Source organism: Leucobacter sp. WKLB1, assembly GCF_059696215.1.
Genome location: NZ_AP046115.1, coordinates 2,937,230 through 2,961,289 on the forward strand (window position 1 = coordinate 2,937,230; position 24,060 = coordinate 2,961,289).

At 68.3% G+C, this 24,060-nt stretch carries 21 protein-coding genes; 9 read left to right on the forward strand and 12 right to left on the reverse strand.

Annotated features, from left to right (window positions below; genetic code table 11):
* The first annotated feature begins 2 nt into the window (after window positions 1-2).
* The 6 genes from ACZF5Y_RS13470 (at window position 3) to ACZF5Y_RS13495 (ending at window position 7,107) form a co-directional block, all read left to right on the forward strand.
* Window positions 3-275, forward strand: a complete 273-nt coding sequence (locus ACZF5Y_RS13470) for a GlsB/YeaQ/YmgE family stress response membrane protein (RefSeq protein WP_497533167.1) — start codon at window positions 3-5, stop codon at window positions 273-275.
* A 52-nt stretch (window positions 276-327) separates the two neighbouring features.
* Entirely contained in the window at window positions 328-1,677 is a 1,350-nt protein-coding gene (locus ACZF5Y_RS13475) for a class I SAM-dependent RNA methyltransferase (RefSeq protein ID WP_497533168.1), read from the forward strand.
* 88 nt (window positions 1,678-1,765) lie between these two features.
* Window positions 1,766-2,722 (forward strand): LysR family transcriptional regulator, encoded by a 957-nt coding sequence (locus tag ACZF5Y_RS13480; protein WP_497533170.1) that lies wholly within the window; start codon window positions 1,766-1,768, stop codon window positions 2,720-2,722.
* Window positions 2,723-2,817: 95 nt separating this feature from the next.
* Entirely contained in the window at window positions 2,818-4,260 is a 1,443-nt protein-coding gene (locus ACZF5Y_RS13485) for an MFS transporter (RefSeq protein ID WP_497533171.1), read from the forward strand.
* Window positions 4,257-5,543: a M20 family metallo-hydrolase gene (locus ACZF5Y_RS13490; RefSeq protein ID WP_497533173.1), complete on the forward strand. Its 1,287-nt coding sequence runs from the start codon at window positions 4,257-4,259 to the stop codon at window positions 5,541-5,543. Before ACZF5Y_RS13485 ends, ACZF5Y_RS13490 begins: the two co-directional genes overlap by 4 nt.
* Window positions 5,544-5,553: 10 nt before the next feature.
* Window positions 5,554-7,107: an amidase gene (locus ACZF5Y_RS13495; protein ID WP_497533174.1), complete on the forward strand. Its 1,554-nt coding sequence runs from the start codon at window positions 5,554-5,556 to the stop codon at window positions 7,105-7,107.
* Here ACZF5Y_RS13495 and ACZF5Y_RS13500 read toward each other — a convergent pair.
* Genes ACZF5Y_RS13500 through ACZF5Y_RS13510 form a run of 3 tightly spaced genes read right to left on the reverse strand, consistent with a single transcriptional unit; the run spans window position 7,065 to window position 9,418 of the window.
* Window positions 7,065-7,448, reverse strand: coding sequence for a cupredoxin domain-containing protein (locus tag ACZF5Y_RS13500; RefSeq protein ID WP_497533175.1), 384 nt, complete (start codon window positions 7,446-7,448; stop codon window positions 7,065-7,067). The genes ACZF5Y_RS13495 and ACZF5Y_RS13500 overlap by 43 nt on opposite strands.
* A gap of 13 nt (window positions 7,449-7,461) precedes the next feature.
* The gene (locus ACZF5Y_RS13505) at window positions 7,462-8,895 is read right to left on the reverse strand and encodes an NAD(P)H-quinone dehydrogenase (RefSeq protein WP_497533176.1); all 1,434 of its coding nucleotides are present in this window, start codon (window positions 8,893-8,895) and stop codon (window positions 7,462-7,464) included.
* 37 nt (window positions 8,896-8,932) lie between these two features.
* The gene (locus ACZF5Y_RS13510) at window positions 8,933-9,418 is read right to left on the reverse strand and encodes an SIP domain-containing protein (RefSeq protein WP_053387183.1); all 486 of its coding nucleotides are present in this window, start codon (window positions 9,416-9,418) and stop codon (window positions 8,933-8,935) included.
* Window positions 9,419-9,733: 315 nt separating this feature from the next.
* On the opposite strand from ACZF5Y_RS13510, the gene ACZF5Y_RS13515 reads away from it, so the two are divergent.
* From ACZF5Y_RS13515 to ACZF5Y_RS13525, 3 genes are read left to right on the forward strand one after another with little or no spacing between them, the layout of a single operon-like run.
* On the forward strand, window positions 9,734-12,454 hold the full coding sequence (locus ACZF5Y_RS13515; RefSeq protein WP_497535339.1) for an aminotransferase class I/II-fold pyridoxal phosphate-dependent enzyme: 2,721 nt from the start codon (window positions 9,734-9,736) through the stop codon (window positions 12,452-12,454).
* Between the two features lie 31 nt (window positions 12,455-12,485).
* Window positions 12,486-13,310, forward strand: coding sequence for a purine-nucleoside phosphorylase (locus ACZF5Y_RS13520; RefSeq protein WP_497533178.1), 825 nt, complete (start codon window positions 12,486-12,488; stop codon window positions 13,308-13,310).
* Window positions 13,311-13,365: 55 nt separating this feature from the next.
* Window positions 13,366-14,673, forward strand: coding sequence for a flavin monoamine oxidase family protein (locus ACZF5Y_RS13525; RefSeq protein ID WP_497533179.1), 1,308 nt, complete (start codon window positions 13,366-13,368; stop codon window positions 14,671-14,673).
* A 40-nt stretch (window positions 14,674-14,713) separates the two neighbouring features.
* On the opposite strand, the gene ACZF5Y_RS13530 is transcribed toward ACZF5Y_RS13525, so the two are convergent.
* The 9 genes from ACZF5Y_RS13530 to ACZF5Y_RS13570 form a co-directional block, all read right to left on the reverse strand.
* On the reverse strand, window positions 14,714-16,330 hold the full coding sequence (locus tag ACZF5Y_RS13530; RefSeq protein ID WP_497533181.1) for an amidohydrolase: 1,617 nt from the start codon (window positions 16,328-16,330) through the stop codon (window positions 14,714-14,716).
* An 86-nt stretch (window positions 16,331-16,416) separates the two neighbouring features.
* The gene (locus ACZF5Y_RS13535) at window positions 16,417-17,640 is read right to left on the reverse strand and encodes an NAD(P)/FAD-dependent oxidoreductase (RefSeq protein ID WP_497533183.1); all 1,224 of its coding nucleotides are present in this window, start codon (window positions 17,638-17,640) and stop codon (window positions 16,417-16,419) included.
* 4 nt (window positions 17,641-17,644) lie between these two features.
* The gene (locus ACZF5Y_RS13540) at window positions 17,645-18,007 is read right to left on the reverse strand and encodes a cupin domain-containing protein (protein WP_497533185.1); all 363 of its coding nucleotides are present in this window, start codon (window positions 18,005-18,007) and stop codon (window positions 17,645-17,647) included.
* 41 nt (window positions 18,008-18,048) lie between these two features.
* Window positions 18,049-19,419, reverse strand: coding sequence for an NAD(P)/FAD-dependent oxidoreductase (locus ACZF5Y_RS13545; RefSeq protein ID WP_497533186.1), 1,371 nt, complete (start codon window positions 19,417-19,419; stop codon window positions 18,049-18,051).
* A gap of 78 nt (window positions 19,420-19,497) precedes the next feature.
* A complete protein-coding gene (locus ACZF5Y_RS13550) occupies window positions 19,498-20,520 on the reverse strand; it encodes an ABC transporter ATP-binding protein (protein WP_497533187.1) in 1,023 nt (340 codons plus the stop codon).
* On the reverse strand, window positions 20,504-21,310 hold the full coding sequence (locus ACZF5Y_RS13555) for an ABC transporter permease (protein WP_497533189.1): 807 nt from the start codon (window positions 21,308-21,310) through the stop codon (window positions 20,504-20,506). The genes ACZF5Y_RS13550 and ACZF5Y_RS13555 overlap by 17 nt, the downstream gene beginning before the upstream one ends.
* Window positions 21,310-22,191: an ABC transporter permease gene (locus tag ACZF5Y_RS13560; protein ID WP_497533191.1), complete on the reverse strand. Its 882-nt coding sequence runs from the start codon at window positions 22,189-22,191 to the stop codon at window positions 21,310-21,312. Before ACZF5Y_RS13560 ends, ACZF5Y_RS13555 begins: the two co-directional genes overlap by 1 nt.
* A gap of 11 nt (window positions 22,192-22,202) precedes the next feature.
* Window positions 22,203-23,147, reverse strand: coding sequence for an ABC transporter substrate-binding protein (locus ACZF5Y_RS13565; RefSeq protein ID WP_497533193.1), 945 nt, complete (start codon window positions 23,145-23,147; stop codon window positions 22,203-22,205).
* Between the two features lie 230 nt (window positions 23,148-23,377).
* Entirely contained in the window at window positions 23,378-23,956 is a 579-nt protein-coding gene (locus ACZF5Y_RS13570) for a helix-turn-helix domain-containing protein (protein WP_497533195.1), read from the reverse strand.
* Window positions 23,957-24,060 lie beyond the last annotated feature (104 nt).

Here is a 24,060-nt window from a genome sequence, read left to right on the forward strand (position 1 = left end):
TCATGGGTTTCCTCGGATTTTTGCTGCTGGGCCTGATCGCCGGTGCAATTGCGAAGGCCATCCTGCCGGGACGCCAGGGCGGCGGATGGATCGCCACCCTCATTCTGGGTGTGATTGGCGCACTCGTGGGCGGCTGGTTGGGCGGGCTCATCTTCAACGCTGACCTCGGCGCATTCTTCTCGATTCAGACGTGGCTGCTGGCCATCGGCGGATCGGTCGTCGTGCTGTTGATCTGGGGCTTCATCACCGGGCGCAACAAGAGCGCGAACGCGTAGCTACGCTTCGCATTCGCACGAGGTCGACCTCGGGCAATGGGAGAATAAGGGCATGACTGAATCCACCAGCTCTGCCCCGCTCACTCCCGGCGCCGAGGTCGACCTCGTCGTCTCCGGCATCGCCCACGGCGGTGTCGGCGTCGCGCGGCACGAGGGGCGCGTGGTGTTCGTCGCCGACGCGATCCCGGGCGAGCGCGTGCGCGCCCTCGTCACCGATGCCCGCAAGAAGTCGTTCGCCCGGGCGACCGCCGTCGAGGTGCTCGAGGCGTCGCCCGATCGCCAGACCCACATCTGGGCTGAAGCCGGCATCTCTCGTGCCCCCGAGGAGCGGGCGGGCGGGGCCGAATTCGGGCACATCTCCCTCGATCGCCAGCGCGCACTCAAGGCCGAGGTGCTCACCGACGCGATGCGCCGCTTCGGCGGCGTCGAGTTCGCCACCGAAGACGGCGAAGATCTCGCGAGCGCCCTGGCCGAAATCGTCGAGCCGGCCCCCGAGTTCATCACCGACGACGCCGACGACGCCGACGGTGCAGACACCGGTCTGGGCTACCGCACGCGCGTGCGCCTGCACGTCGACCCCGAGACCGGCGCGGTCGGGCCGTATGCCGCCCGCAGCCGCCGCGTCATTCCCGTCGAATCGCTGCCGCTCGCGACGCACGAGGTGAATCAGATCGCGCCGCTCACCGACCTCATGCAGGGCGTCGAGACGATCGATCTCATCGCACCGTCGGGCGCCGAACCGCGCATGCTGCTGACGCTCGCGGGCGAAAAGCAGCGCGCCGGCGCGGGCGATACGATTCGCGAGTTCGTGGAGGATCGCGAGTTCCAGGTGCGGGCCGGCGGCTTCTGGCAGGTGCACCGTGCGGCTCCCGCCGTGCTGTTCACCGCCGTGCGCGACGCCGTGGCAGACCTGATCGACGAGGGCCGCTTCGACCCCGCCGCCGGCAACCTCGACCTGTACGGCGGTGCAGGCCTGCTCGCGGCCGCGGTCGCCGAGGCCGCCGGCCCGGGCGTGAAGATCGCGACCGTCGAAGCCGAGGCCGCCGCGACCGAGGACGCTGCGGAGAACCTCGCGGAACTCGTCGGCGCGCTGGCCCACACGGCCCGCGTCGATCGACACCTTGCCGAGCTCCTGAAGGCATCGGCGCCGGTGCGCGACCGTCTGCGCCGCGGCACCGTCGTGCTCGACCCGCCCCGCTCGGGCGCCGGCAACGGGGTCACCGCGCAGCTCGTCGAACTCGCGCCCGCGAACGTGGTCTATGTCGCCTGCGATCCCGTCGCCCTCGCCCGCGACACGAAGTCGCTGCGCGACGCCGGTTACGAGCTCACCGGGCTGCGCGCGTTCGACATCTTCCCGCACACCCACCACTTCGAGTCGCTCGCGGTGTTCCAGCGCGCGTGACGTCATAACCCCGGGCGGCGCGCACTCGCAGGTTCGCGTGCGCGCCGCCCGGCATCGCGCCGAAACATCGTGCTGCGATCATGGACGCATGACGACGGCGTTCACTCTGGTCCAACTCACCTACTTCAACGCGGTCGCACGCCTGGAGAACATGACCGCGGCAGCGGCCGAGCTGAATGTGACCCAGTCGACCCTCTCGAGCGCCATCGCGCAGCTCGAACGGGAACTCGCCGTCGAGCTGTTCACGCGCGACCGCGGGAAGGGACTGCAGCTGACATCGGCGGGTCGCGCGTTGCTCGCGCGCGGGCCGGCACTGCTTGAGGAGGCCGAGCTGCTCACCGCGTCCGTGCGATCCGCCAACGCAGCGCTTTCCGGCGACCTGACTGTCGGAATCTACGCGCCGCTCGCCCCGTTCCGAGCCCCTGAGATTCTCGACCGCTTCGAACTCGCTTACCCCGACGTGAATCTCACCTTCTTCGAGGGCGATCAGGGCAGCCTGCAAGACGCCCTCCACGACGGTCGCTGCGAAGTCGCGCTGATGTACGACCTCGGCGTCGACCACCGCTTCGCGCGCACCGTCATCGATCGGGTGCCGCCCCATATCATCGTGCCCGAGGCTCGCGCGCAGTCGCTCGCCGGGCGCAGCGTGGTCAGTCTGCGCGAGTTCGCCGACGAGCCGCTGATTCTGCTGAATCTGCCGCACACCGGCGACTACTACTTACGCCTCTTCCAACAGTTGGGCATCGAACCCCGCATTCGTCACGTGTCGCTCGGGTACGAGACCGTGCGATCGTACGTGGCGCGCGGTCACGGCTATTCCATTCTCAACCAGTGGCTCGACCAGAGTCTGACCTACTCGGGCAAGCGGGTCGTGCCGCTACGCCTTTCCGATGAGTTTCCGCCGACCGAGGTCTCGCTGGTGCAGCGGCGCGATATCTCGCCGACGCGCAAAGCTCGGGCATTCATCGAGACCTGCCGCGAGATCTACGCAAATGCCGCAGGGTCATCGAGTGACTCGATCACCCGCAACGAACATTCTCATTAGACGCCGCACCCCAGTCACTCGGAGGATGGGGAGACCCGGCCACCGCCGCTGCAGCGATTCGATCCGACCCGGCCGGGACCATCCTGGAGGACGCAATGACGCCGAATTCCGAAGACCGCCCAACGCTGACCACCGAGCACGCACCCGATGCTCCGGCCTATCCCCACGACGCTCGACCCGGCATCGATCCCGTCAATCTGCCGACGGGACCGCTCACCATCGCCGAGCGCAAACACCTCGACCGCAAACGACTGAAAGTGCTGCTCGCCGGAGGCGTCGGGCAGTTCATCGAGTTCTACGATTTCAGCCTGTACGGTCTTTCCGCGCTCACACTCGCCACACTCTTCTTCCCCTCCGATAACCCCGCGATCGGCCTCCTGTCGACGTTCGCCGCGTTCGGCGTCGCGTTCTTCATCCGTCCGCTCGGCGGGCTCTTCTTCGGCGCGCTGGGCGATCGCTACGGCCGGCGACCGGTGCTGTACGTCACGCTGCTGACAATCGGCGTCGCGACCGCGGGCATCGGCCTGCTGCCCACCTACGCCCAGATCGGCATCGCCGCGCCAATCCTGCTCGTGATCTGCCGTCTGCTGCAAGGGTTCTCAGCCGGTGGCGAGTCGGTCGGCGCCCCGGCCTTCGTGTTCGAGCACGCCCCGAAGCATCGCCGCGGACTCTGGTTGAACATCACCCTCGCCGCCACGGCACTGCCCTCCGTCGTGGGCGGCGCGCTCATCCTCACGCTGTCGCAGAGCATGCCCGCGGATGCGTTCGAGGGATGGGGCTGGCGCGTGCCCTTCTTGCTCGCCCTGCCGCTCGCGGTCTTCGGGCTCTGGATCCGCTCGCACACGGAAGAGTCGGAGGCCTTCAAAGAAGTGCAGGCCGAACAGGAAGAGACCGCTGCAAAGCCGACACCGATTCGCGACGCATTCCGCGAGAACTGGCTGAAAATGCTGCAGGTGATCATGGTCATGGGTCTCACGGCCATGGGCTTCTACTTCCTGTCGGGGTACTTCGTGGCCTACGTGCAGACCGCCGGCGACCTGTCGCGCGAGAGTTCGCTGCTCGCCAATGGCGCAGCGATGCTGCTGTACGCGCTCCTGCTGCCCGTCGGCGGCATGATCGGCGATCGGGTCGGGCGCAAGCCGATGCTCATCGCAGGCGCGGCTGCCATCGCGATCATCGCGGTTCCGGCATTCATGCTCGTCACGTCGGGGTCACTTCCACTCGCCATCCTGGGGCAGTTCATCTTCGTCGGCGCGGTCTGCATCTACGGCGGCGGTTGCTACACCTTCTTCGTCGAGATCTTCACGACGCGCACCCGCTTCACCTCGGCGGCCGTCAGCTACAACGTCGGCTATGCGATCTTCGGCGGCACCGCACCGTTCATCGGCACCTGGCTCGTCCAGTCCACCGGGTTTTCCGCCAGCCCGGGCGTCTACATGGCCGTCGCCGCGGCGGCGGTGTTCCTCGTGCTCGTCTGCACACGCATCCCCGAAACGCACCCGCTCAAGCGAACGACCACGATGGGAGTCACCCGATGACCGATCACGCATTTCTCTCAGATTTCCACTCCGTCGCCGCGATCGGCGCGACCGAAGCCGGCGGTGTCGATCGACAGGCCGCGACAGCTGAGGATCGCGAGACTCGCGAGTGGTTCCACGCCTTCGCCGTGGCGCGCGGGTGGGAGGTGCGCGTCGACGGCATCGGCAACCAGTTCGCACTGATCGAGTTCACGCCGGGCGCTCCCTTCGTGCTGCTCGGCTCGCACCTCGACTCCCAGCCGCTCGGCGGCCGGTTCGACGGCGCCTATGGGGTGATCGCCGGCTTGCACGCCGCGGCACGCGTTGCCGAACAGGCCGCATCGGAGGGGGTGACTCCGCGCTTCAATCTCGCCGTCGTCAACTGGTTCAACGAGGAAGGCGGCCGGTTCGCCCCCTCCATCATGGGGAGTTCGGTCTTCGCCGGCATCAAGGACGAGGCGGAAATGCTGGAGGTGCGCGACCTGGCGGGCATCAGTGTGCGCGAGGCGCTCTCGGGTATCGGCTATCTCGGCGATGACGAACGCCCAGAGATCGCGTCGTACGCGGAGATCCACATCGAGCAGGGCCGGCTGCTCGAGCGCGACGCGCTGACCATCGGTGCGGTGGATCGCAGCTGGTACACCCAAAAGCTCGATATCGAGGTGATCGGAGAGCAGTCGCACACCGGCGCCACGGCGATGGCGGATCGGCACGACGCCCTGCTCGGTGCCGCGCAGATCATCACGAAGGTGCACGAGGTCACTGGCCTGTTCGCTCCCGAAACACTCGTGTCGTCGGTCGGTCAGCTGACGCTCGAACCGAACTCGCCGATCGTGGTCGCACGACGCGTACGACTCGTCGCCGACCTGCGTGCGGACGACCGCGACGTCGTCCTCGCCGCCCGCGATCAGCTGCTCCGCGACATCGCCGCCGTCGAATCCGCGTTCGGCCTGACCGTGCACGCACGCGACTTCGATGTCCGCGACAATCAGCACTATCCCGAGGCGGGCATCGCACTCGCCGAGGAGTGCGCGGCCGAGCTCGGTCTCGGCGCCCGTCGCATCCGCACGATGGCCGGGCACGATTCCGTGGCGATGAACCGCATCGTGCCCACGGTGATGCTCTTCATCCCCTCTGTCGACGGCGTCAGCCATTGCGAGCGAGAGTTCACCACCGATGCCGACATGGTCGCGGGTGTGCGCATGCTCAGCGAGGTCGCGCGACGCCTCGTGCACGGCGCCCTGAACGACGCGCCGCACGATGCGTCATCGCTCGCCGTGGCCACCTCGTCGACCCGAGTCTGAAGGGAGCACCATGACTGCCACGAGCTCCGCCTCGATACTCGCAGCGTCGCTGAGCACTGCGGACTCCCGCGACGACGCGTCCGTTGCGCTCGCGCACCTTGACGCGCACACCGCGCGTGCCCGCTTTGTGCGCGGCGATCTCGCGCCGAGCGAGTTGCTGCAGGCGACGCTCGACCAGATCGCGGCACGCAACCCCGAGGTGAACGCGTTCACCGAGCTCCTGGAGCCCGAAGCCCGAGCACAGGCGCACGCAGCCGACGAGGCCTACGCGCGCTGGCGTCCGGGTGACGCACCGTTGCCGCCGCTGCTCGGCATCCCCGTCGCGACGAAAGAGAAGCACGGCATCGCGGGACGCTCGCTCGAACAGGGTCTCGTCGCCTGCCGCGGGCAGCGCGCAAGTGCGCATCACCCGGTAGTCGCCCGCATCTTCGCGGCCGGTGGGGTGATTCACGGGAGAACGACCTCGCCGGAGTTCTCGTGCGCGACGACCACACACTCGCCCATGTGGGGGGTCACCCGCAATCCATGGAACCTCGCCGCGACACCCGGCGGATCGTCGGGCGGTGCAGGAGCTGCACTGGCGGCGGGAATGACGACGCTCGCGACGGCTTCGGATATCGCGGGAAGCACGCGCATTCCGGCCGGGTTCACCGGCACGGTGGGGTACAAAGCACCGTACGGACGGATTCCCGGTCTGCCTCCGCTCGCCGCCGACACCTATCGCGGCGATGGCCCCATGGGCCGCACCGTCGCCGATACCGCTCTGCTCAGCCAGGTGATGAGCGGACGGCACCCGATCGATCATGCGTCATGGGGACCGCAGGGCGGGGACGATCTCATCGCAGCGCTCCGCGGCGCCGATGGTGTGCGCGGCATGCGGATCGGGCTGTCGCTCACGCTCGGCGACTATCCGGTCGCGGTGTCCATCCGCGACCGCACCGTGCGCGTGGCCGAGGCACTCGCCTCAGCCGGAGCCGAAATCGTCGAGGTGCGCCTTCCGTGGAACACGGAACGCCTGCGTCGCGTCGCGTTCGCGCACTTCGGGCATATTCTCGGGCCGGCCATGTCGGCAATCACCCGTGGCACGGAATCGGAGCTCGCCGCCTACACGCGCCAGTTCATCGCGGACGCGGAGCGAGCCGCCCGCGGTGTCTCGCTCCCTGAGTCGCTCGCGCTCGATGCCGAGGTGCAGACCGAGCTCGCGGAAGCGATGTCTCGCGTGGACGTGCTCGTGACGCCGACCCAGGCGGTCGAGATGCTCGATGCGGATGGCGACTATCTCGACGGTATCGATGTCGTCGAGGACACCGGCCCAGCGCGGCACCTCGAGCACTACTGGGAGGCCCACCTCACCAGCCCGTTCAACATCGCGAACCGGGTACCGGTACTCGCGGTGCCGAGCGGCCTCTCGCCGAGCGGCGTGCCCACCGGCGTGCAGATCGTCGGCCACCCGTTCGCAGAGGCGCCCGTCTTCACCGTGGGCTCCGCGATTGAGGAGTTGCTGCCGGCGCTCGAGTTTCCCTACGGAGCCACCACGCGCACGACGCCGCGCATCTCGGGGTGAATCGAGCAGAGGTACGCGAACTCCCCCGCGTCGTCGAAGACGTGCGTGTACGTGCCCTCCTGCTGCAGCTCGGTGACGAAGCTGCGGTCGTCGGCGACCACGTCGTGCTCCCCCGGCCCGACGAATTGCCAGCGCACGGCCTGACCAGGCGCGATCTCGACCTCGGCCGGTTCGTAGCGATTGTCGCTCACGGTGACGGTCACGACGGCCTTGACGTTCTCGTCCGAGGGTACGGGTGCGGGCTTGCTCGGGGCGCATGCGCTGAGCACAGCGACGGCGGCGATCCCGAATACCCCCGCGGCGGCCCGCAGCACACGGCGACGCGAGTATTTCTGCATCATGCGCAGCTGCCGATCAGTGCGTGTGCAGCGCGCGCGCCGCATCGGTGATCGCACCGGTCATCGATGGGTAGACAGCGAATGCCGAGGCGACCTGGTCGACGGTGAGGCGATGCTCGACCGCGAGCGCGAGCGGGAAGATCAGCTCGCTGGCCCGATGCGCCACGATGACGCCGCCGACCACGGTGCCCGACGCTTTCCAGGCGAAGAGCTTCACGAAACCGTCGGTGAAGCCGATCATCTTGGCGCGCGGGTTCACGCTCAACGGGATCGTGTGCGAGATCGCCTTTGCGACGCCCTCGTTCTCGGCAAGCGTCTGCTCATTCCACCCCACAGTTGCGATCTCGGGGTACGTGAACACGTTCGCGGCGACATTGCGCAGGTCGATCGGTCGCACGAAGTCGCCGAGGGCGTGCATGATCGCCGTGCGCCCCTGCATCGAGGCGACCGAGGCGAGCGGGAAGAAGTCGGTGCAGTCGCCCGCCGCGTAGATCGACGGCACGTTGGTGCGCGCGACCTTGTTCACACGGATGTGCCCACTTTCGGTCAGGGCCACGCCGGCTTTCTCGAGCCCCAAGCCCGCGGTATTCGGGATCGACCCGACCGCCATGAGGCAGTGCGTGGCTTCGATGGTGCGGCCGTCTTCGAGCTCCACGATCACGCCGTGCTCGGTGCGGGTCACCGACGTGGCGCGCGACTTCGACATGACGTGCATGCCGAGACGGGTGAACTCGCGCTCAATGACGCCCGCCGCGTCGCGATCCTCACCCGGCAGCACCTGTTCGCGGCTTGAGACCAGGGTGACCTCGGAGCCCAGCGTGCGGTACGCGTTTGCAAACTCGGCACCGGTCACCCCCGAGCCGACGACGACGAGGTGCTCGGGAACGGACGGCAGATCGTAGAGCTGCTTCCACGTGAGAATGCGCTCGCCGTCGGGCTTCGCGGAATCGAGTTCGCGCGGGCTCGACCCCACCGAGACGACGATAGTGTCGGCCTCGATACGGTCGAAGTCGGTGCCGCCCGCGGCGGTCGAGATCAGCACGGCGTTGTGCCCGTCGAGCCGCCCCTCGCCCTGCACGACGCGCACGCCGGCGTCTTCGAGTGAACGCAGCATATCGACCGATTGTGCGCCCGCCATGGCGATGAGGCGCTTGTTGACCGCGGCCAGGTTCACGGCGATCTCGGGGCGCACGGGCTTGCCGTCGCCGCCGGGCACGAACGCTTGCACGCCGAGCTTGCCGGAGTCGCGCACGCTCTGCGCCGCACTCGCTGTGGCGATGAGACTCTTCGACGGCACGACATCGGTCAGCACCGCGGCACCACCGACTCCCGCCCGCTCAATGAGCGTGACTTCAGCGCCGAGCTGAGCACCGGCGAGAGCCGCCTCATACCCCCCGGGTCCGCCGCCGACTACCGCGATCCGATGCTTGCGTTCACTCGCTTTCGCCATGCGTCAAGTCTACGGGGCCGGGCGGTGCCGGGCGCAGCTACTCGCCGCGCTCGCAGCGGCGGCCGCACTCGCGATCGCAGTACCCGGGCCAGCGCTTTTCCAGGCGGCGGTCGAGGCTCATCCAGTAGGTCTGCATCACCGAACTCGTACGGGCACCCATCCAGAGCTGAATGTTGCGCACGGCTTCGCCGTCGGCCCACAGCCACTCGTCGAACCAGGCGTCAACCGCTCCTGCGAGCGCTTCGCCGCGTCGGCGGCCGAGACCGGGCCTCGGGCTCTGCTCGCGCTGCTCGCGGCACAACCACGTCACGCCCACGTGCGGCGGGGTCGGCAGCGTCTCGATCTGAATCTCCGAGAACACCTCGATGAACACGCGCCCGTAGGCGGTGTCGGGCAGCTCGCGCAGCCATTCGCCGAGTTGCGTCAGGTCAGAGGCGTCGCCGGCGGCGAGCACGCAGTCGATCCCGTCGGGATCGATGACCGAGACGGACTCGGAGAAATCGGATGGTTCGGAGAAGTTCACGTGTTCATCTTAGGGCAACCTAACTTTGGTCGGAAGATCTCACAGCAAATTCGTCGCCGAAGCTCGAACGACGCGTGGCACGTCTCGCATACCGAACCGCGCACACCGTCATGTGCCGTGTCACGCATCACTCGTCGCATAAGATTTTGTCTCAATGGGGTCCAGACGCTGACAGCAGCGCTGCGCCCGGGCGACCGAACGATGAAGTGGGAAGGGCTGCTGCACATGACGAGGATCGACTCCACCGCCACGCCGACGTTCGACGGAGGGGCGACCATGGCATCGATCGGAATGCGCAGCAGCACGAGCACACAGATGCACGTGCCGCACGCGCAGGGCAAACTTGAGCGCGACCCGGGGATGCCCGCGTCGTCGTGGCGCATGCGCAGCGACGCCTGGGAGTACTTGAAGTTCGCGGTGAAGCGGCTCGCGACCGACTCCGATACCGCCGAGACCCTCGCGGCCGACGGCGAAGTGCAGCGCAATCTCCGCGCCCTCGAAACGATCGAGCTCTACTGGGCCGGGTTCGGGCAGCGCTACGTGCAGGCGATCGGCGAGCTGCTCGAAGCCGGCGACTACCGCACCGCGCTCGACCGCATCGGCCGCGTCGTGAACCGTCTGCGCCACGACACCGTGCCCGACGAGGGCCGCGACGAGTTCTTGGACGAGCAAGAGCGGCAAGAGCTTTCGATCGACGCCGACCCCCGACCGCGCTTCGAGGTGCTCGTGATCGATGAGACCACGACGCAGGATCGCGACGCGCTTCGAGCCGAAGGCCTCAAGTTGCGCGGGCCCGCCGATGACTTCATCTACGACTACGTCGTGGTGCCCTCTGCCGATGACGCGGTCGCCGCGGTACTCACCAACCCGAACATCCTCGCGGTGGTCGTGCGCCCCGGTTTCAGCGAGCGCACCCGGCAGAAGCTCAGCCGCGACTTGCACGATTCGATTCGGCTCGCGCGTGCCGAGGTCGTGCCGGGCTCGGCGCCCGCGCGCAGCTCGCTCGCGTCGGTGCAGCGCGTGCTCGGCATCGCTGACACGCTTGCGGCGATCCGCCCCGAACTCGACCTCTATCTCGTCGCGGGCGCGCACATCGAGGATCTCGCGGGCGCGCTCACCCGCCGGTTCCGCCGCGTGTTCCGTCGCGAGGATCAGCTCGAACTGCATCTCACGCTGCTGCGCCGCATCTCGCACCTCTACGACACCCCCTTCTTCTCCGCGATTCAGGATCACGCCCGCCGCCCGGTCGGGGTGTTCCACGCGCTCCCCGTCGCTCGCGGCGGCTCGGTGGTGTCGTCGAAGTGGATTCGCGACCTCGCCGACTTCTACGGCCTGAACCTGCTGCTCGCCGAGACGAGCGCAACCTCGGGCGGCCTCGACTCACTGCTCGCGCCGGTGCGCACGCTCAAGAAGGCACAGGAGCTCGCCGCTCGCGCATACGGCGCGAAGCATACGTTCTTCGTCACGAACGGCACGTCGACCGCGAACAAGATCGTGCACCAGGCACTCACAGCCCCCGACGACGTCGTGCTCGTCGATCGCAACTGCCACAAGTCGCATCACCACGCGGTGATGCTCACGGGTGCCCGACCGGCATACCTTGAGGCGTACCCGCTGAACGATTTCGCGTTCTACGGGGCCGTGCCAATTGACCGCATCAAGCAGCTCCTGCTCGATTACCGTGCGGCGGGTCGCCTCGACGAGGTCCGCATGATCACCCTCACCAACTGCACCTTCGACGGCATCGTGTACGACCCGGAGCGCGTGATGGCCGAGTGCCTCGCGATCAAACCCGACCTCGTGTTCCTCTGGGACGAGGCCTGGTTCGCATTCGGCGCGTTCCACCCCGTCACCCGCCGCCGCACGGCGATGGCCGCGGCGAAGCGCCTGGAGCAGCAGCTGCAGACGACTGCGCACGCCGCCGCGTACCGTGCGCAGCAGGAGCGCCTGTTCCAGATCGACGGCACGCCGGCGCCCGACGCGGTGTGGCTTCAGGAGCGGCTGATCCCGGCCCCGACGTCGCGCATTCGCGTGTACGCGACCCAGTCCACACACAAGACGCTGACGGCGCTGCGCCAGGGCTCCATGATTCACGTGTACGACCAGGATTGGGTGCGCGACGCGGAGGAGCCGTTCCACGAGGCGTACATGACGCACACGTCGACGTCGCCGAACTACCAGATTCTATCGTCGCTCGATATCGGCCGCCGTCAGGTCGAACTCGAGGGCTTCGAGCTCGTGCAGCGTCAGCTCGATCTCGCGACCAGCCTGTCGCAGGCGATCGCTCGCCATCCGCTGTTGCGCCGCACGTTCCGCGTGCTGACCGCGCACGACCTCGTGCCCGCAGCGAATCGCGAGTCGGGCAGGCCGATGCCGCTGCGCGACGGGCTCGCGTCGATGTGGCAGGCGTGGGCGACCGACGAGTTCGTGGTCGACCCGTCGCGCATCACGATCGAGATCAGTCGCACGGGTGTCGACGGCGATACGTTCAAGCACGAGTACTTGATGGATCGATACGGCATCCAGGTCAACAAGACCAGTCGCAACACGGTGCTCTTCATGACGAACATCGGCACCTCGCGCAGCGCGATCGCGTACCTCATCGAGGTGCTCGTGAAGCTCGCGGAGCGGTTCGAAGAGGATCAGGCCCAGCACGATCCCGAAGACCGCCCGGTCGTCGAGACCCCGATGCCGCCCCTGCCCGATTTCAGCGAGTTCGCGGCCGAATACACGAATGCGGATGCGCTGCCCGACGGTGATGTGCGCACCGCGTTCTTCCTCGGGCAGAAGCGCGGCGCGGTCGAGCACGTGTTGCCCGCCGAGTTGCGTGCCCGAGTCGAGCGTGCTGCGGCCGACGGTGGTGATGCGCCGGTCTCGGCCGGGTTCGTGACGCCCTACCCGCCCGGGTTCCCGGTGCTCGTGCCGGGGCAGGTCATCACCGGCGAGGTGCTCGACTTCATGGCGGTGCTCGATACGCGCGAGATCCACGGATACGACGCGCGCCGCGGCTACCGCATCCTCCGCCCGGAGGCGTGACAGGCGCCTCAAGCCGCCTAAGCTGGTGCGCATGAGCAACGCACCAGCTGAGACCGCCGCAGCCTCCGAACCCGTCGCCCTCGCCACCGAGGCCGCCGACGCCATCGCTCGCCTCACCGGCGTCGAGCGCCACGACATCGCGCTGACGCTCGGCAGCGGCTGGGGCAAGGCCGCCGACGTCATCGGCGAGACGGTCGCGGTGGTGCCCGCGACCGAGGTGCCCGGGTTCCATGTCTCGGGGGTGCCCGGCCACTCGGGCACGCTGCGCTCCATTCGCCTGGCCAGCGGCAAGCACGCCCTCGTCATCGGGGCGCGCACCCACTACTACGAAGGTCGCGGCGTGCGCTCAGTCGTGCACGGCGTGCGCACTGCGGCGGCTGCCGGAGCGCAGATCATGATCCTCACGAACGGTGCCGGCGGCGTCGACCCGGCGTTCAAGGCCGGTGAACCCGTGCTCATCAGCGATCACCTGAACCTCACCGCCGTGTCACCCATCGAGGGCGCCAACTTCATCGATCTCACCGACCTGTACGCCTCGCGGCTGCGCGACATCGCGCGCTCGGTCGAGCGGTCGCTGCAACAGGGCGTCTACGTGCAACTGCCCGGGCCGCACTACGAGACCCCCGCCGAGATTCACTACCTGCGCACCATCGGCGGCCAGATCGTGGGCATGTCGACCGCGCTCGAGGCGATCGCCGCGCGCGAGGCGGGCATGGAGGTGCTGGGCCTGTCGCTCATCACGAACCCGGCCGCGGGCATGGGGGATCCCCTGAGCCACGCCGAGGTGCTCGCCGAGGGGAAGGCCGCCGAGCCGCGCCTCGCCGAACTGCTCTCGCGCGTCGTCGCGCAGCTGTAGGCCGCGCGGCTAGGCTCGGGGCAGCGCGTCTCGCGCGGCACTCGAGGAGGAGCGCATGGAATCGGTCGACGTCGTCATCATCGGAGCGGGCTTCGCCGGTCTCGTGGCTGCTCGCGAGCTCGGGCGGGCCGGGCACTCGGTGATCGTGCTCGAGGCACGCGACCGTGTCGGCGGGCGCACTTGGACCGACCACCGCTTCGGGCACGACCTCGAACTCGGCGGCACGTGGGTGCACTGGGTGCAGCCGCACACCTGGGCCGAGCTCACGCGGTACGACCGCGACATCGAGCGCAGCCCACGGGCCGACGAGGCCTACTGGCAGGGCGCCGATGGTACGCCGCGTCAGGGCACGCTCGAGGAGTTCATGACGCTCATCGACGACGGCCAGCAGCGCATCATCGACGATGTGCGCGACGCGATCCCCCGAGGGGTCGCGCCTACGGTCGGCTCGATCGGCGACCTCGACGGGTTGAGTGTGCAGGATCGCATCGACGCACTCGGGCTCGATCCCGAGGCGCGGGCGGCCAACGAGTCGGTCTGGGTCGGGCACGTCAATGCGCCGCTCGACACGGTCGGCCTCGCCAGCGCGCTGCGCTGGGTCGCGGCGACCGGAGGCCACTGGCAGCTCATGCACGAGGCCTCGGCCACCTATCGGGTCGTCGGCGGCATGAGCGTGTTCACGGCGGAGATCGCGCGAGACGTCCCCGGCGATATCCGACTCGGCGCGACCGTCGCCGCGGTGACTCAGGCCGACGGAGCCGCGACGGTGGAACTCGCCGACGGCTCGCTGATCCGCAGCCGTCGCGTTATCAGCACGCTCCCCGCAAACGCCATCTCGACCATCGCATTCACGCCCCCGCTGCCCGACGTCTGGCGGCGCCTCGGCGATGAGCGAGTCGCGTCACGCGGTACGAAGGCCTGGATTCGTGCGCGGGGACATGTGCCGCGCTTCTTCGCCTACGCCAGCCAGCACGATCCGCTCTCGGTGCTCAAGGCTGAGTATTACGGAAGCGACGCGGATGGCGATTTCACCCTGCTCGTCGCGTTCGGCCCCGACCACGAGCGCATCAACCTCGAAGATCTCGAGGCGGTGCAGGCCGCGGTCGACGTGTTCCGCCCCGGCATCACCGTCACCGGCGCCACGGCCCACGACTGGATGACCGACCCGCTCTCGCAGAACACCTGGATGACGCATCGCCCGGCGCAGCTCACCCGCGACCTGCTCGAGCTGCAGGAGCCGCAGGGGGCGCTCCACTTCGCGACCACCGACAACGCGAACCTCTGGGGCGGGTTCATCGATGGTGCGATCGAGAGCGGGCTGCGCGAGGCACGGCGGGTGCGGCGGGAACTCGCCGGCGGCTGACCGGCGGGAGCCCCGGCACCCGCCGGTCTTCGCTCCCGTGCTACCCGGCCGCGTGCACCACGCGGCCGTCGACGACGGTCAGCACGATCGGCAGCTCGGGAAGCGCGTCGACATCAGCCTCGACCGGGTCGGCGGCCCACACCGTGAGGTCTCCCACGGCGCCCGGCTCGAGCGTGCCGCGATCAACATGTCCGCGGGCCTGCGCCGGCCACAGCGTGTAGGCGAGCAGCGCTTCCTCGCCAGTCAGCCGCTGCGACGGCTCGAAGACGTTCGCCGACGGATCGCCCGGCGTATGCCGCCCGCGCGCCCACGCCATGCCGAGTCGCGGGTCGTACTGCGCCACCGGCCAGTCAGATCCGAGCGCGAGTGTGACGCCGGCGTCGAGCACGTCGCGCACACGATACCCGGTGTCGTGGCGGTCCGTGCCGAGACGCGTGGCCCAGCCATCGCTGTTGTCGGGCGCGCGCCACTGCATGTGGAGCGGCTGCATCGAGGCGGTCACGCCACTCCCCCGCAGCTGCTGCACATCGGCGTCCGAGAGCACCTCGAGGTGCTCGATCGTGTGGAACGGCAGCCCCGGCCGCTCGGGCAGCGTCGCGTACACGTCGAGCACGCGGCTCACCGCGTAGTCGCCGACGGCGTGCGTCGCGATAAGCATGCCCGCGTCGTGATACGCCCGCACCACCTCGCCGTAGCGCTCCCACGACGGCCAGAACGGCACCCTGCCGTCACCGCACGCGTCGGGCGCGTGCAGCCAGGCGGTACCCGTGTCGATCACGCCGTCGCTGAAGAGCTTGATGGCGCCGGTCGCCCACAGGCGGCCGGCTCGATCCTTCGCCCCGATCACGCGCTGCACGTCGGCGTCGGTGTCGCCCACCGCGTGCCAGTGATGCACGGTGAGGCGGTGATCGAGCTCGCCCCGATCTTCAAGCTCGGCGAGCATCTCGACCGTGCGATCCTTGCCATCCATAATCGCGCCGCCGGTGAGCCCGACTGCGGTGAGCCGCCGGAACATGTCGCGCAGGGCATCGCGCTCATCGTCGTGGTCGGGCTGCGGCACGGCGTCGAACACCAGGTTGTAGGCGGTGGGTTCGCGCAGTTCGCCGGTGGGGGTACCGTCGGAATCGACCACGACCTCGCTCGCGTCGTCGAACGCGCGGGCACCCGTCACCCCGGCTGCGGCGAGCGCGGGAGCCGTCGCGAGCGCGGTGTGCAGGTCGTAGCAGATGAGCACGACGGGTCGGCCCGGGGCGGCGTCGGCGAGGAGATCGCCGCGCAGTCCGGTGTGCTCGAACGCCTCGTACTCGAGGTTCCAGCCGCGCAGCCAGGCGCCCTCGGGCAGGCGCGCGTGCTCGGCGGCGATGGCGGCGCGCAGCGCGTCGACGGTCTCGAGCCCGCCGAGGTCGATGCCGGCCGTGACCGAGGCGGCCCAGTGCGGATGGGTGTGGGAGTCGAAGAGGCCGGGGGTGACGGTCGCTCCGGCGACGTCGCGCACCTCGACGCCCAGCGACTCGGCAATCTCGGTGATCTCAGCGTCAGTGCCGAGCGCTTCGATGCGCCCGGCGCGGATCAGCAGGGCGGTGGCAGGGCCGTCGACTGCGGTCTGGGTGCGCAGGTGTGCGCCGATGAGGGCGAGATCGCCTCCGTGGTGGTCCATGGTGCTCCGTTTCTGCGGGGAGGTGCGCCGCCCGGCCCGGCGTCGGGCCATGTGCGGGGTCGGAAATCGATGGTCGGGGGTGTGCGTCAGTGCCGCCCGATCGCACTGTATCCGGAACGCGCTGGGGATGCCCCGTCGAAGCGCCGTGGATGCCAGTGCCGATCGAGCTCGGCGTCGGTGTCGGCTCCGTTGACGAGCGCGGCGAGATGCTCACCCATGAACGCGGCGTACTTCGCGCCCTCTCCCGAGTCGCCGCACGCGAGCACGACACTCGGGTGCGTGCGACCGACGATGAAATCGCCGTCGCCCGAGTCGGTCCAGGTGCACACCTGCGTGCCAAGCACGCGCGGCACGATGGCGGTGAGGTCTCGTGCGACCCGTGCGCGGATCGCTTCGGTACGCTCGGGGTCGGCGGTGCGATCGAGATCATCGCCGAGCGACCCGCCACGCAGCGCCCGGAGTGGGCGGTCGAGCCCGATCTTATAGCCGCGGGCACCATTCGGCATTGCGTAGACGCCGGCAGAATACGCACCTGTTGCGTCGGGCGCCGCGGGCATGCAATCGACGAGGCTCGGCAGGTCGGGGGCCGGGTGCGACGCCCCGGCTGTTCTTGTCGCGAGTTCGGGATCGCCGACGTACGCCACCTGCTCGATGTAGGGCGTGAGGGGCAGCGTGAGATCGAGCCCGGGCAGCAGTTCGGCGGTGCCCGGCCCCGCAGCGATCAGCACCTGGTCGGCTGCGCGCTCGGTACCGTCGGCAAAGCGCACGCGCGCCGACGTCGCCCCCGGCGCGATTCCGATCACGCGGGTATCGGGCAGGTATTCGCCGCCCGCGGTGATGAAGGAGCCGAGCGCGCCCGAGAGCAGACGGTCGAGGTGCACGACTCCGGCTTCGCCGATCCAGAGTGCGTCGCGACCGTCGGGCCGCAGCCCGGGGAATGCCTCCGAAACGCGATCGGCCGCGATGCGCTCGACCGGCTGCCCGATCGCTGCGAGCGACGCCCCCACATCCGCGAGGGAGGCGTCATCGCGCCACAGTACCCCGGTGCGGCGGAACACCGGTGCCCCCAGCCGTTCGCCGAGCCGTTCCATCGCGTCGCGCGCCGCGACCAGCGACCGGGCGCGCCACGGCTGCGTGTCTGCGAGCCGCCACAAACGAGTGCTGCCGCCGGTGGAGGCCGACGGGTTACCCGGCGCGAAGCGGTCGACGAGCGTGACGCGCCAGCCGCAATCCTGCAGCCGAAGCGCGGCGGGGAGGCCCCAGGCGCCCCCGCCGACGACGATCGCCGATCCCGAATCGACTGCAGCCACGATGTCAGTCGTCAATCGTCGTGAAGTGCTTGCGCAGCGGCTCATGGACGCGCCAGACTCCAGCCCAGCCGGAGGGCATGACCATGACGTCGCCGGGGCCGAACTCCTCGGGCTCGGACCCGGCAACCTCGACGGTCACGCGCCCCGAGAGGATCGTGCACACCTCGGAGTAGCCGAGACGCTCTGCGGTGAAATCACCGGGCGTGCACTCCCAGAGCCCGGTGCTGATGCGGCCCTCGGTCCAGACGTCGAGAAACGCCTCGGTCTGGCCCGGAGTGATCGCGGTGGGTTTCGGTGCGTGCTCACCGAGGGCGATGGCGCCGGTGTCGTGGGCGGCGAGAGTACGAATGGTGCTGGCGGTGCTCATGTGGGGATCTCCTGTGGTTCGAGAGGGGGCGCGGGGCGGGATCAGTGCCGGCCGGTGACGACGTCAGCGATGTGGGCGATCGGCGAGGTCTGCTGGCGACCACCGAGCTCGGCACGATCCGCCATGCCGTACGCCGCGTACAGCCCCTTCGTCGCCAACCAGCGCAGCGGCTCCGGCTCCCACTTGCGGACGCGGTGATTCACCCAGGGCAGGCCCGCGATCTCGGAATCGTTGCCGAGAATGAGGTCGGTGATCGTGCGGCCGGCAAGGTTCGTCGACGTGACCCCGGTGCCGACGTAGCCGCCGCCCCACGCGATCCCGGTCTCGCGGTCGAGACCGACGGTCGCCGCCCAGTCGCGCGGCACCCCGAGTACGCCCGACCACACGTGGTCGATCGCCGCACCCCGAGTAGCCGGGAAGAAGCGGTGCAGGATCTCGCTCAACGTCTCGACGGTGACCGCCGGCGTCTGCCCGTCCGTGTCCGTCTTCGACCCGAACTGGTACGGCACCCCGCGCCCACCGATCGCGATGCGGTCGTCGGCCGTGCGCTGCGCGTACATGTAGACGTGCGCGAAATCACCCAGCACCTCGCCCTCGCTCCAGTGCAGCTCATCCCACACCTCACGCGACAGCGGCTCGGTCGCGATCAGTGAGGAGTTCATCGGCAGCCAGAGCCGGTGCAGGCCTTTCAGGTTGGCGGTGAAGCCCTCCGTTGCGCGCACGATGTACTCCGCCGATACCGTGCCGTGGGTCGTGCGCAGGCGGTGCGGCTCGATCTCGACAACGCGCGTGCGCTCGTAGATCTCGACCCCGAGTCGCTCCGCCGCAGCGGCCAGACCCGACGCCAGTTTGGCCGGCTGAATGCGCGCGCAGTGCGGGTGCCACACGGCCGCACGCGTATCCGCGACATTGATCTTCGCCTGAGCCTCGGTCGCTTCCAGCAACTCGAGATCGGTGTACTTCCACGACTGCTCCGACGCGGCGAACGCGCGGATGCGCGCCTCCTGGGCCGGCGTGTACGCCACGTTGAACTCGCCGCCGCGCTTGATGTCGGCGTCGATCCCCTCCGCCTCCGTCACACGAATCACTTCGTCGACGGTCTCGTTCATGGCGCGCTGGAAGCGCTCGGCAGCATCGCGCCCGTGGGACTTCTCGTACTGTCCGCGCCCACCCGTAATCGCGTTCGTGAGCCACCCACCGTTGCGCCCCGAGGCGCCATAGCCGGCGTGCCGCTGCTCGACCACGACGACCCGCAGGTCGGGGCGGGCCTGCTTCAGGTAGTAAGCCGTCCACAGGCCGGTGTAGCCAGCGCCGACGATCGCGACGTCGGCCGTGAGATCTCCCGGGAGCTCCGGGCGGGGCGTCGGCTGACCGATCTGCTGCCACCAGTGCGAAACATTGCCGTTGATCATGGGTATTCGGTCCTTCTGCATCAGTGCTGCGAAATCGCGGGGCCCGTTCGAGCACCGCGCGGAGTGATAGGGGGCGCGCTACCGCGCTGCGGGGAAGACCGAGGCGGCTGCGGGATCCCAGCTCAGCCAGGCCGTCTCGTTCTCACCGTGCAACCAATCGAGACCGCGCGCACCGCGCACGACACCGGTCGACTCATCAGGCAGCACGATCTCGTACTTCCACCCCGACCCGAGATAGATGGCCTGCCGCACCGTCACCCGCACCGCGGGCCGCCCGGCACCGATGGCCTCCGCCGAAGCGTGGAGCTCGCCGTGCTCGGGGCGCACGACCGTGATCGTCTGCCCGTCGTCGCTCGTGATCTTCGTCGACTCACCGATGAACCCGGCGACGAACAGTGACGCGGGCCGCTCGTAGAGGTCTTTCGACGTGCCGACCTGCTCGATGCGGCCCTCGTTGAACACGGCGATGCGATCCGACAGCGTCAACGCCTCCTCTTGATCGTGCGTCACGAAGATGAACGTGCGGCCCACCTCGCGATGCACGCGTCGCAACTCGAGCTGCAGGCGCTCGCGCAGCTGTTTATCGAGCGCGCCGAGCGGTTCGTCGAGCAGCAGCACCTTCGGTTCGAAGACGAGCGCACGGGCCAGCGCAACGCGCTGCTGCTGCCCGCCTGAGAGTTCCTTCGGGCTGCGATCCTCGTACCCCTCGAGCCCGGCGGTCGCGAGCGACTCGCGAGCCCGCTTCACGGCCTCCGCCTTCGGCACCTTGCGCTGCTTCAGCGGGAACAGCACGTTATCGAGCACCGAGAGGTGCGGAAAGAGGGCGTAGTGCTGGAAGACGATGCCGAGGCCGCGCTTGTGCACGGGCACGTCATCCATCCGTGCGCCATCGATCTCGACGTAGCCGCTGGTGAGGTCGGTGAACCCCGCGATGAGGTTCAGCGTCGTCGTCTTGCCCGACCCCGACGGGCCGAGGAAGGTCATGAATTCGCCCGCTTTCACCTCGAGCGACACGTCGTCGAGGGCGATGGACTTCGGGTAGTGCTTCGAGACGCCCATGAGCGAGATCTCGGCACCGCGCTGGTTATGCTCGACGGCCACGGGATTTCCTTCCGGTCAGCACCAGCGCGCCGATGACGAGCACGGTGGTGAACACGAGAATGACGGTCGCTGCTGCCGCGAGCGTCGGGTCGGTATCGCGAGTGACACTCGCGTACATGAGTACAGGGAGGGTATTGAGGTACGGGCTCTTGATGAAGAGGGAGAGCACGACCTCGTCGAACGACGTCACGAAGGCGAACAGTGCTCCCGAGACGATGCCGGGCACGATGTTGGGCAGCGTAACAGTGAGGAACGTCTTGAGCTGCCCGGCGCCCAGGCTGAGCGATGCCAGTTCGAGGCGGTCGTCGAACCCGGCAAACCCGGCCGTGATCGCGATCACGGTGAACGGGAGTGCGAGCACGGTGTGCGCCAGCACGAACCCGACGACCGTGCCGACGAGCCCGAGCTTCAGGAAAACCGCGTAGATGCCGATCGCCACCACGATGCCCGGCACCACCATCGGGGCGAGGAGCCCGACGCGCAGCGTCGTCGACAGGCGCTTGTTCACGAGCGCCCGCAGGCCGAGCGCCGCGAGCAGACCGAGCACCGTCGCGAGGAGTGCGACGAGCAAGCCGACGAGCAGCGAGTTCGACAGCGCGGAGGTCCAGGCCCGATTCGAGAAGAACGACTCGTACCACTGCAGCGACCACGAGTCGGGCGGAAAGACGAACGACGCCTTACCGGTGAAGCTCAGCGGGATCACGACGAGCGTCGGGGCGATGAGCCAGAGCGCGATGAGCGCGCTGAAGATCCACAAGATGACCCGCGTCGCGGGGTGCAGTTTGATCATCAGAACGCCTCCACCGCGAGACCGCGGCGCCGCGCCGATCTCAATATCAAACCCACGAGCCCGAGCAGCAGGAACGTCGCCACGAGCAGGATCACGCCGAGCGCCCCGCCTCGACCCCACTGCAGCAGACTGCTGACCTGCGCGTAGATCGCCTGTGCGAGCATGCTGTCAGACGGCGAGCCGAGCAGCGCGGGCGTCACGTAGAACCCGAGCGACTGGATGAAGACCATGAGCGAGCCCGCGGCGATCCCGGGGATCGACAGCGGCACGAAGATGCGGAAGAAGGCGACCGACGGCTTCGCACCGAGCGAGCGAGCCGCGGTGACGAGGCGCCCGTCGATGCCGTTCATCACCGCGTAGAGCGGCAGCACCATGAACGGCATGAGCACCTGGCTGAGCCCGATGAGCACGCCGGTGTTGCTGCGGATCAATTGGAAGGGCCCGAGGCCGAGCATCTCGAAAAACGAGTTCACGACGCCCGAATCCTGCAGCAGCACGATCCAGGCGAACGTGCGAATCATCAGCGACGTCCAGAACGGGATCAGAGAGATGACCACCAGCACCATGCGCGCCTTCGGGCCGACGACCGTCATGAGGAAGGCGTAGGGGTAGGCGAGCACCAGGCAGATCACGGTCGCGAGAAACGCGTTGCCGAAGGTACGACCCAATATTTCGAGGTTCTGCGGGTTCTGCAGCGCCCAGGAGTAGTTGCCGAAACCGAGCTCGGGTTCGCTCACGCTGCGCCACATACTCTCGAACACGGGGTACGCGAACACCCCGACGAGGAGCGCGTAGGCGGGCAGCAGCAGGAGCAGCGCCCGGTAGGGTGCGCGCCGCGAGGTGTTCGCGGCGCGCACCACGGGAAGGTTCGTGGTGGTCACGGGTTACCAGCTCATCCCTGCAGCCAGGTCATCCAGCGCTCGAGCTCGGAGTCGTAGTTCTCGGCCCACCACTTCGCGTCGGTTGCGACCATCTGCTCGGCGATCGCGGGCTCGGTCGTCAGGAACTCCTTGCCGAGCGCGTCGAGGTTCGGCTGCGCATCGGTGTTGACGGGCGAGTACGAGGTGAGCTCGGTGAGCTTCTCCTGCTGCTCCTTGCCGAGGTAGTAGTTCAGGAACGCCATCGACGCCTGCGGGTTCGCGGCACCCTTCGGCACACCCAGCGCCTCGGTGATCTGCAGTGCCTGGTTCCAGATCGGCTTGTAGTTCGCGCCGTTCGCCACAGCGGCGTAGCCGCGACCCGACCAGACGAGCGCCATATCGGCCTCCCCCGACTCGATCATCTGCTGCGACTCGGCACCCGTCTTCCAGTAGATCAGGCTGTCGCGGATTTTATCGAGCCCCTGGTAGGCGCGATCCATGTCGAGCGGGTACAGGTCGTCGGGAGCGACTCCGTCGGCCAGCAACGCGCCCTCGTACACGCCCGGCCCGATGTCTTCGAACCCCGCGATCGCCCGCTTGCCCGGGAACTTCTCGGTGTCGTAGAAGTCGGCCCAGCCGGTCGGAGCCGTCGGGTACTTGTCTGCGTTGTACAAGATGACGTAGCCGTACTGCATCGCCGGCACGTAGCAGTCGCCCACCAGACCTTCCGGCACCTTCGACACGTCGACGATGCTCGTGTCGATGTCTTGCAGCAGGCCGTCTTCGCCGCACTGCTTCTGCGCCCAAATGATGTCGGTGTCGACGACGTCCCAGGTCACGGCGTTGTTGTCGACCTGCGCTTTGACCTTCGCGTACTCCGTCGGGCCGTCCTCCAGCACGTTTGCTCCCGATGCCTGCGCGAACGGCGTGCCCGCAGCCTCCATCTGGCCTTCCTGGAACACTCCACCCCACGACACGAACGTGAGGTTGGGCCGTCGAGAGCGCCTTCCTTGACGACGCCGGCCTCAGCCGGGCCATCGCCGAGATCGATATCGGCGGCCGGGCCGCCGGCCGAACAGCCGACGAGCAGCGCTCCGGCTCCGAGCATCGCGACGCCGGTCGTAAACTTCCGAATGATTCCTGTCTTCATGATGTGGCCTCTCCATTGATGGTCATGTCGGTGCAGCAGGGGTGGTGCGGTCGTGCGTCAGTCGCCGTGCGCGTCCTCCACGGGTGTCGGCGGACTGTTGATCCAGATCACCTTCGCGGAGGCGTCCGAAACATTGGCGACGCGGTGCGGCACGGAGCTCAAGAACTCGATCGAGTCGTCCTCGCGCAGGGTGTACCGCTCGTCTCCGAGTTCGAGCTCCACTTCGCCCGCGGTCACGAGGAGGAATTCCTGGGACTGACCGTGGGTGTAGGGGTCGGCTCCCGTCGAGCTCCCGGGTTCGAAGTGACCCGCGTAAATCTCGAGATTGCGCAGCGGCGGGAGCGAGATCACGTACTTGTCAGCGCCTTCCAGTGGATAGGTCGGGCGGTCCGCCGCGCGCAGCACGCCACGTGTGTGCACGAGCTTGTCGTCGAGCAGCTGCGCCGGCGAGACGCCGAGTGCCACCGCGATCTTGCGCAGCGACGCGACGCTGGCATTGGTGCGCGCATTCTCGAGTTGACTGAGGAAGCTGGAGCTGACTCCGGCGGCGGCGGCGAGCGAGCGGAGACTCATTCCCCGAACCTCGCGGAGCGCTGCGACACGCTTGCCGAGTTCGAGCGCGTGATCTGACGTCATGGGTTCCTCCTCGAACCGCTGCACCGCATCGTCGCGGATACTGAACATCATGTTCAGTGACTTTCGCATCACTGTACAGTCGCGACTCCACTCCTGCAAGCACG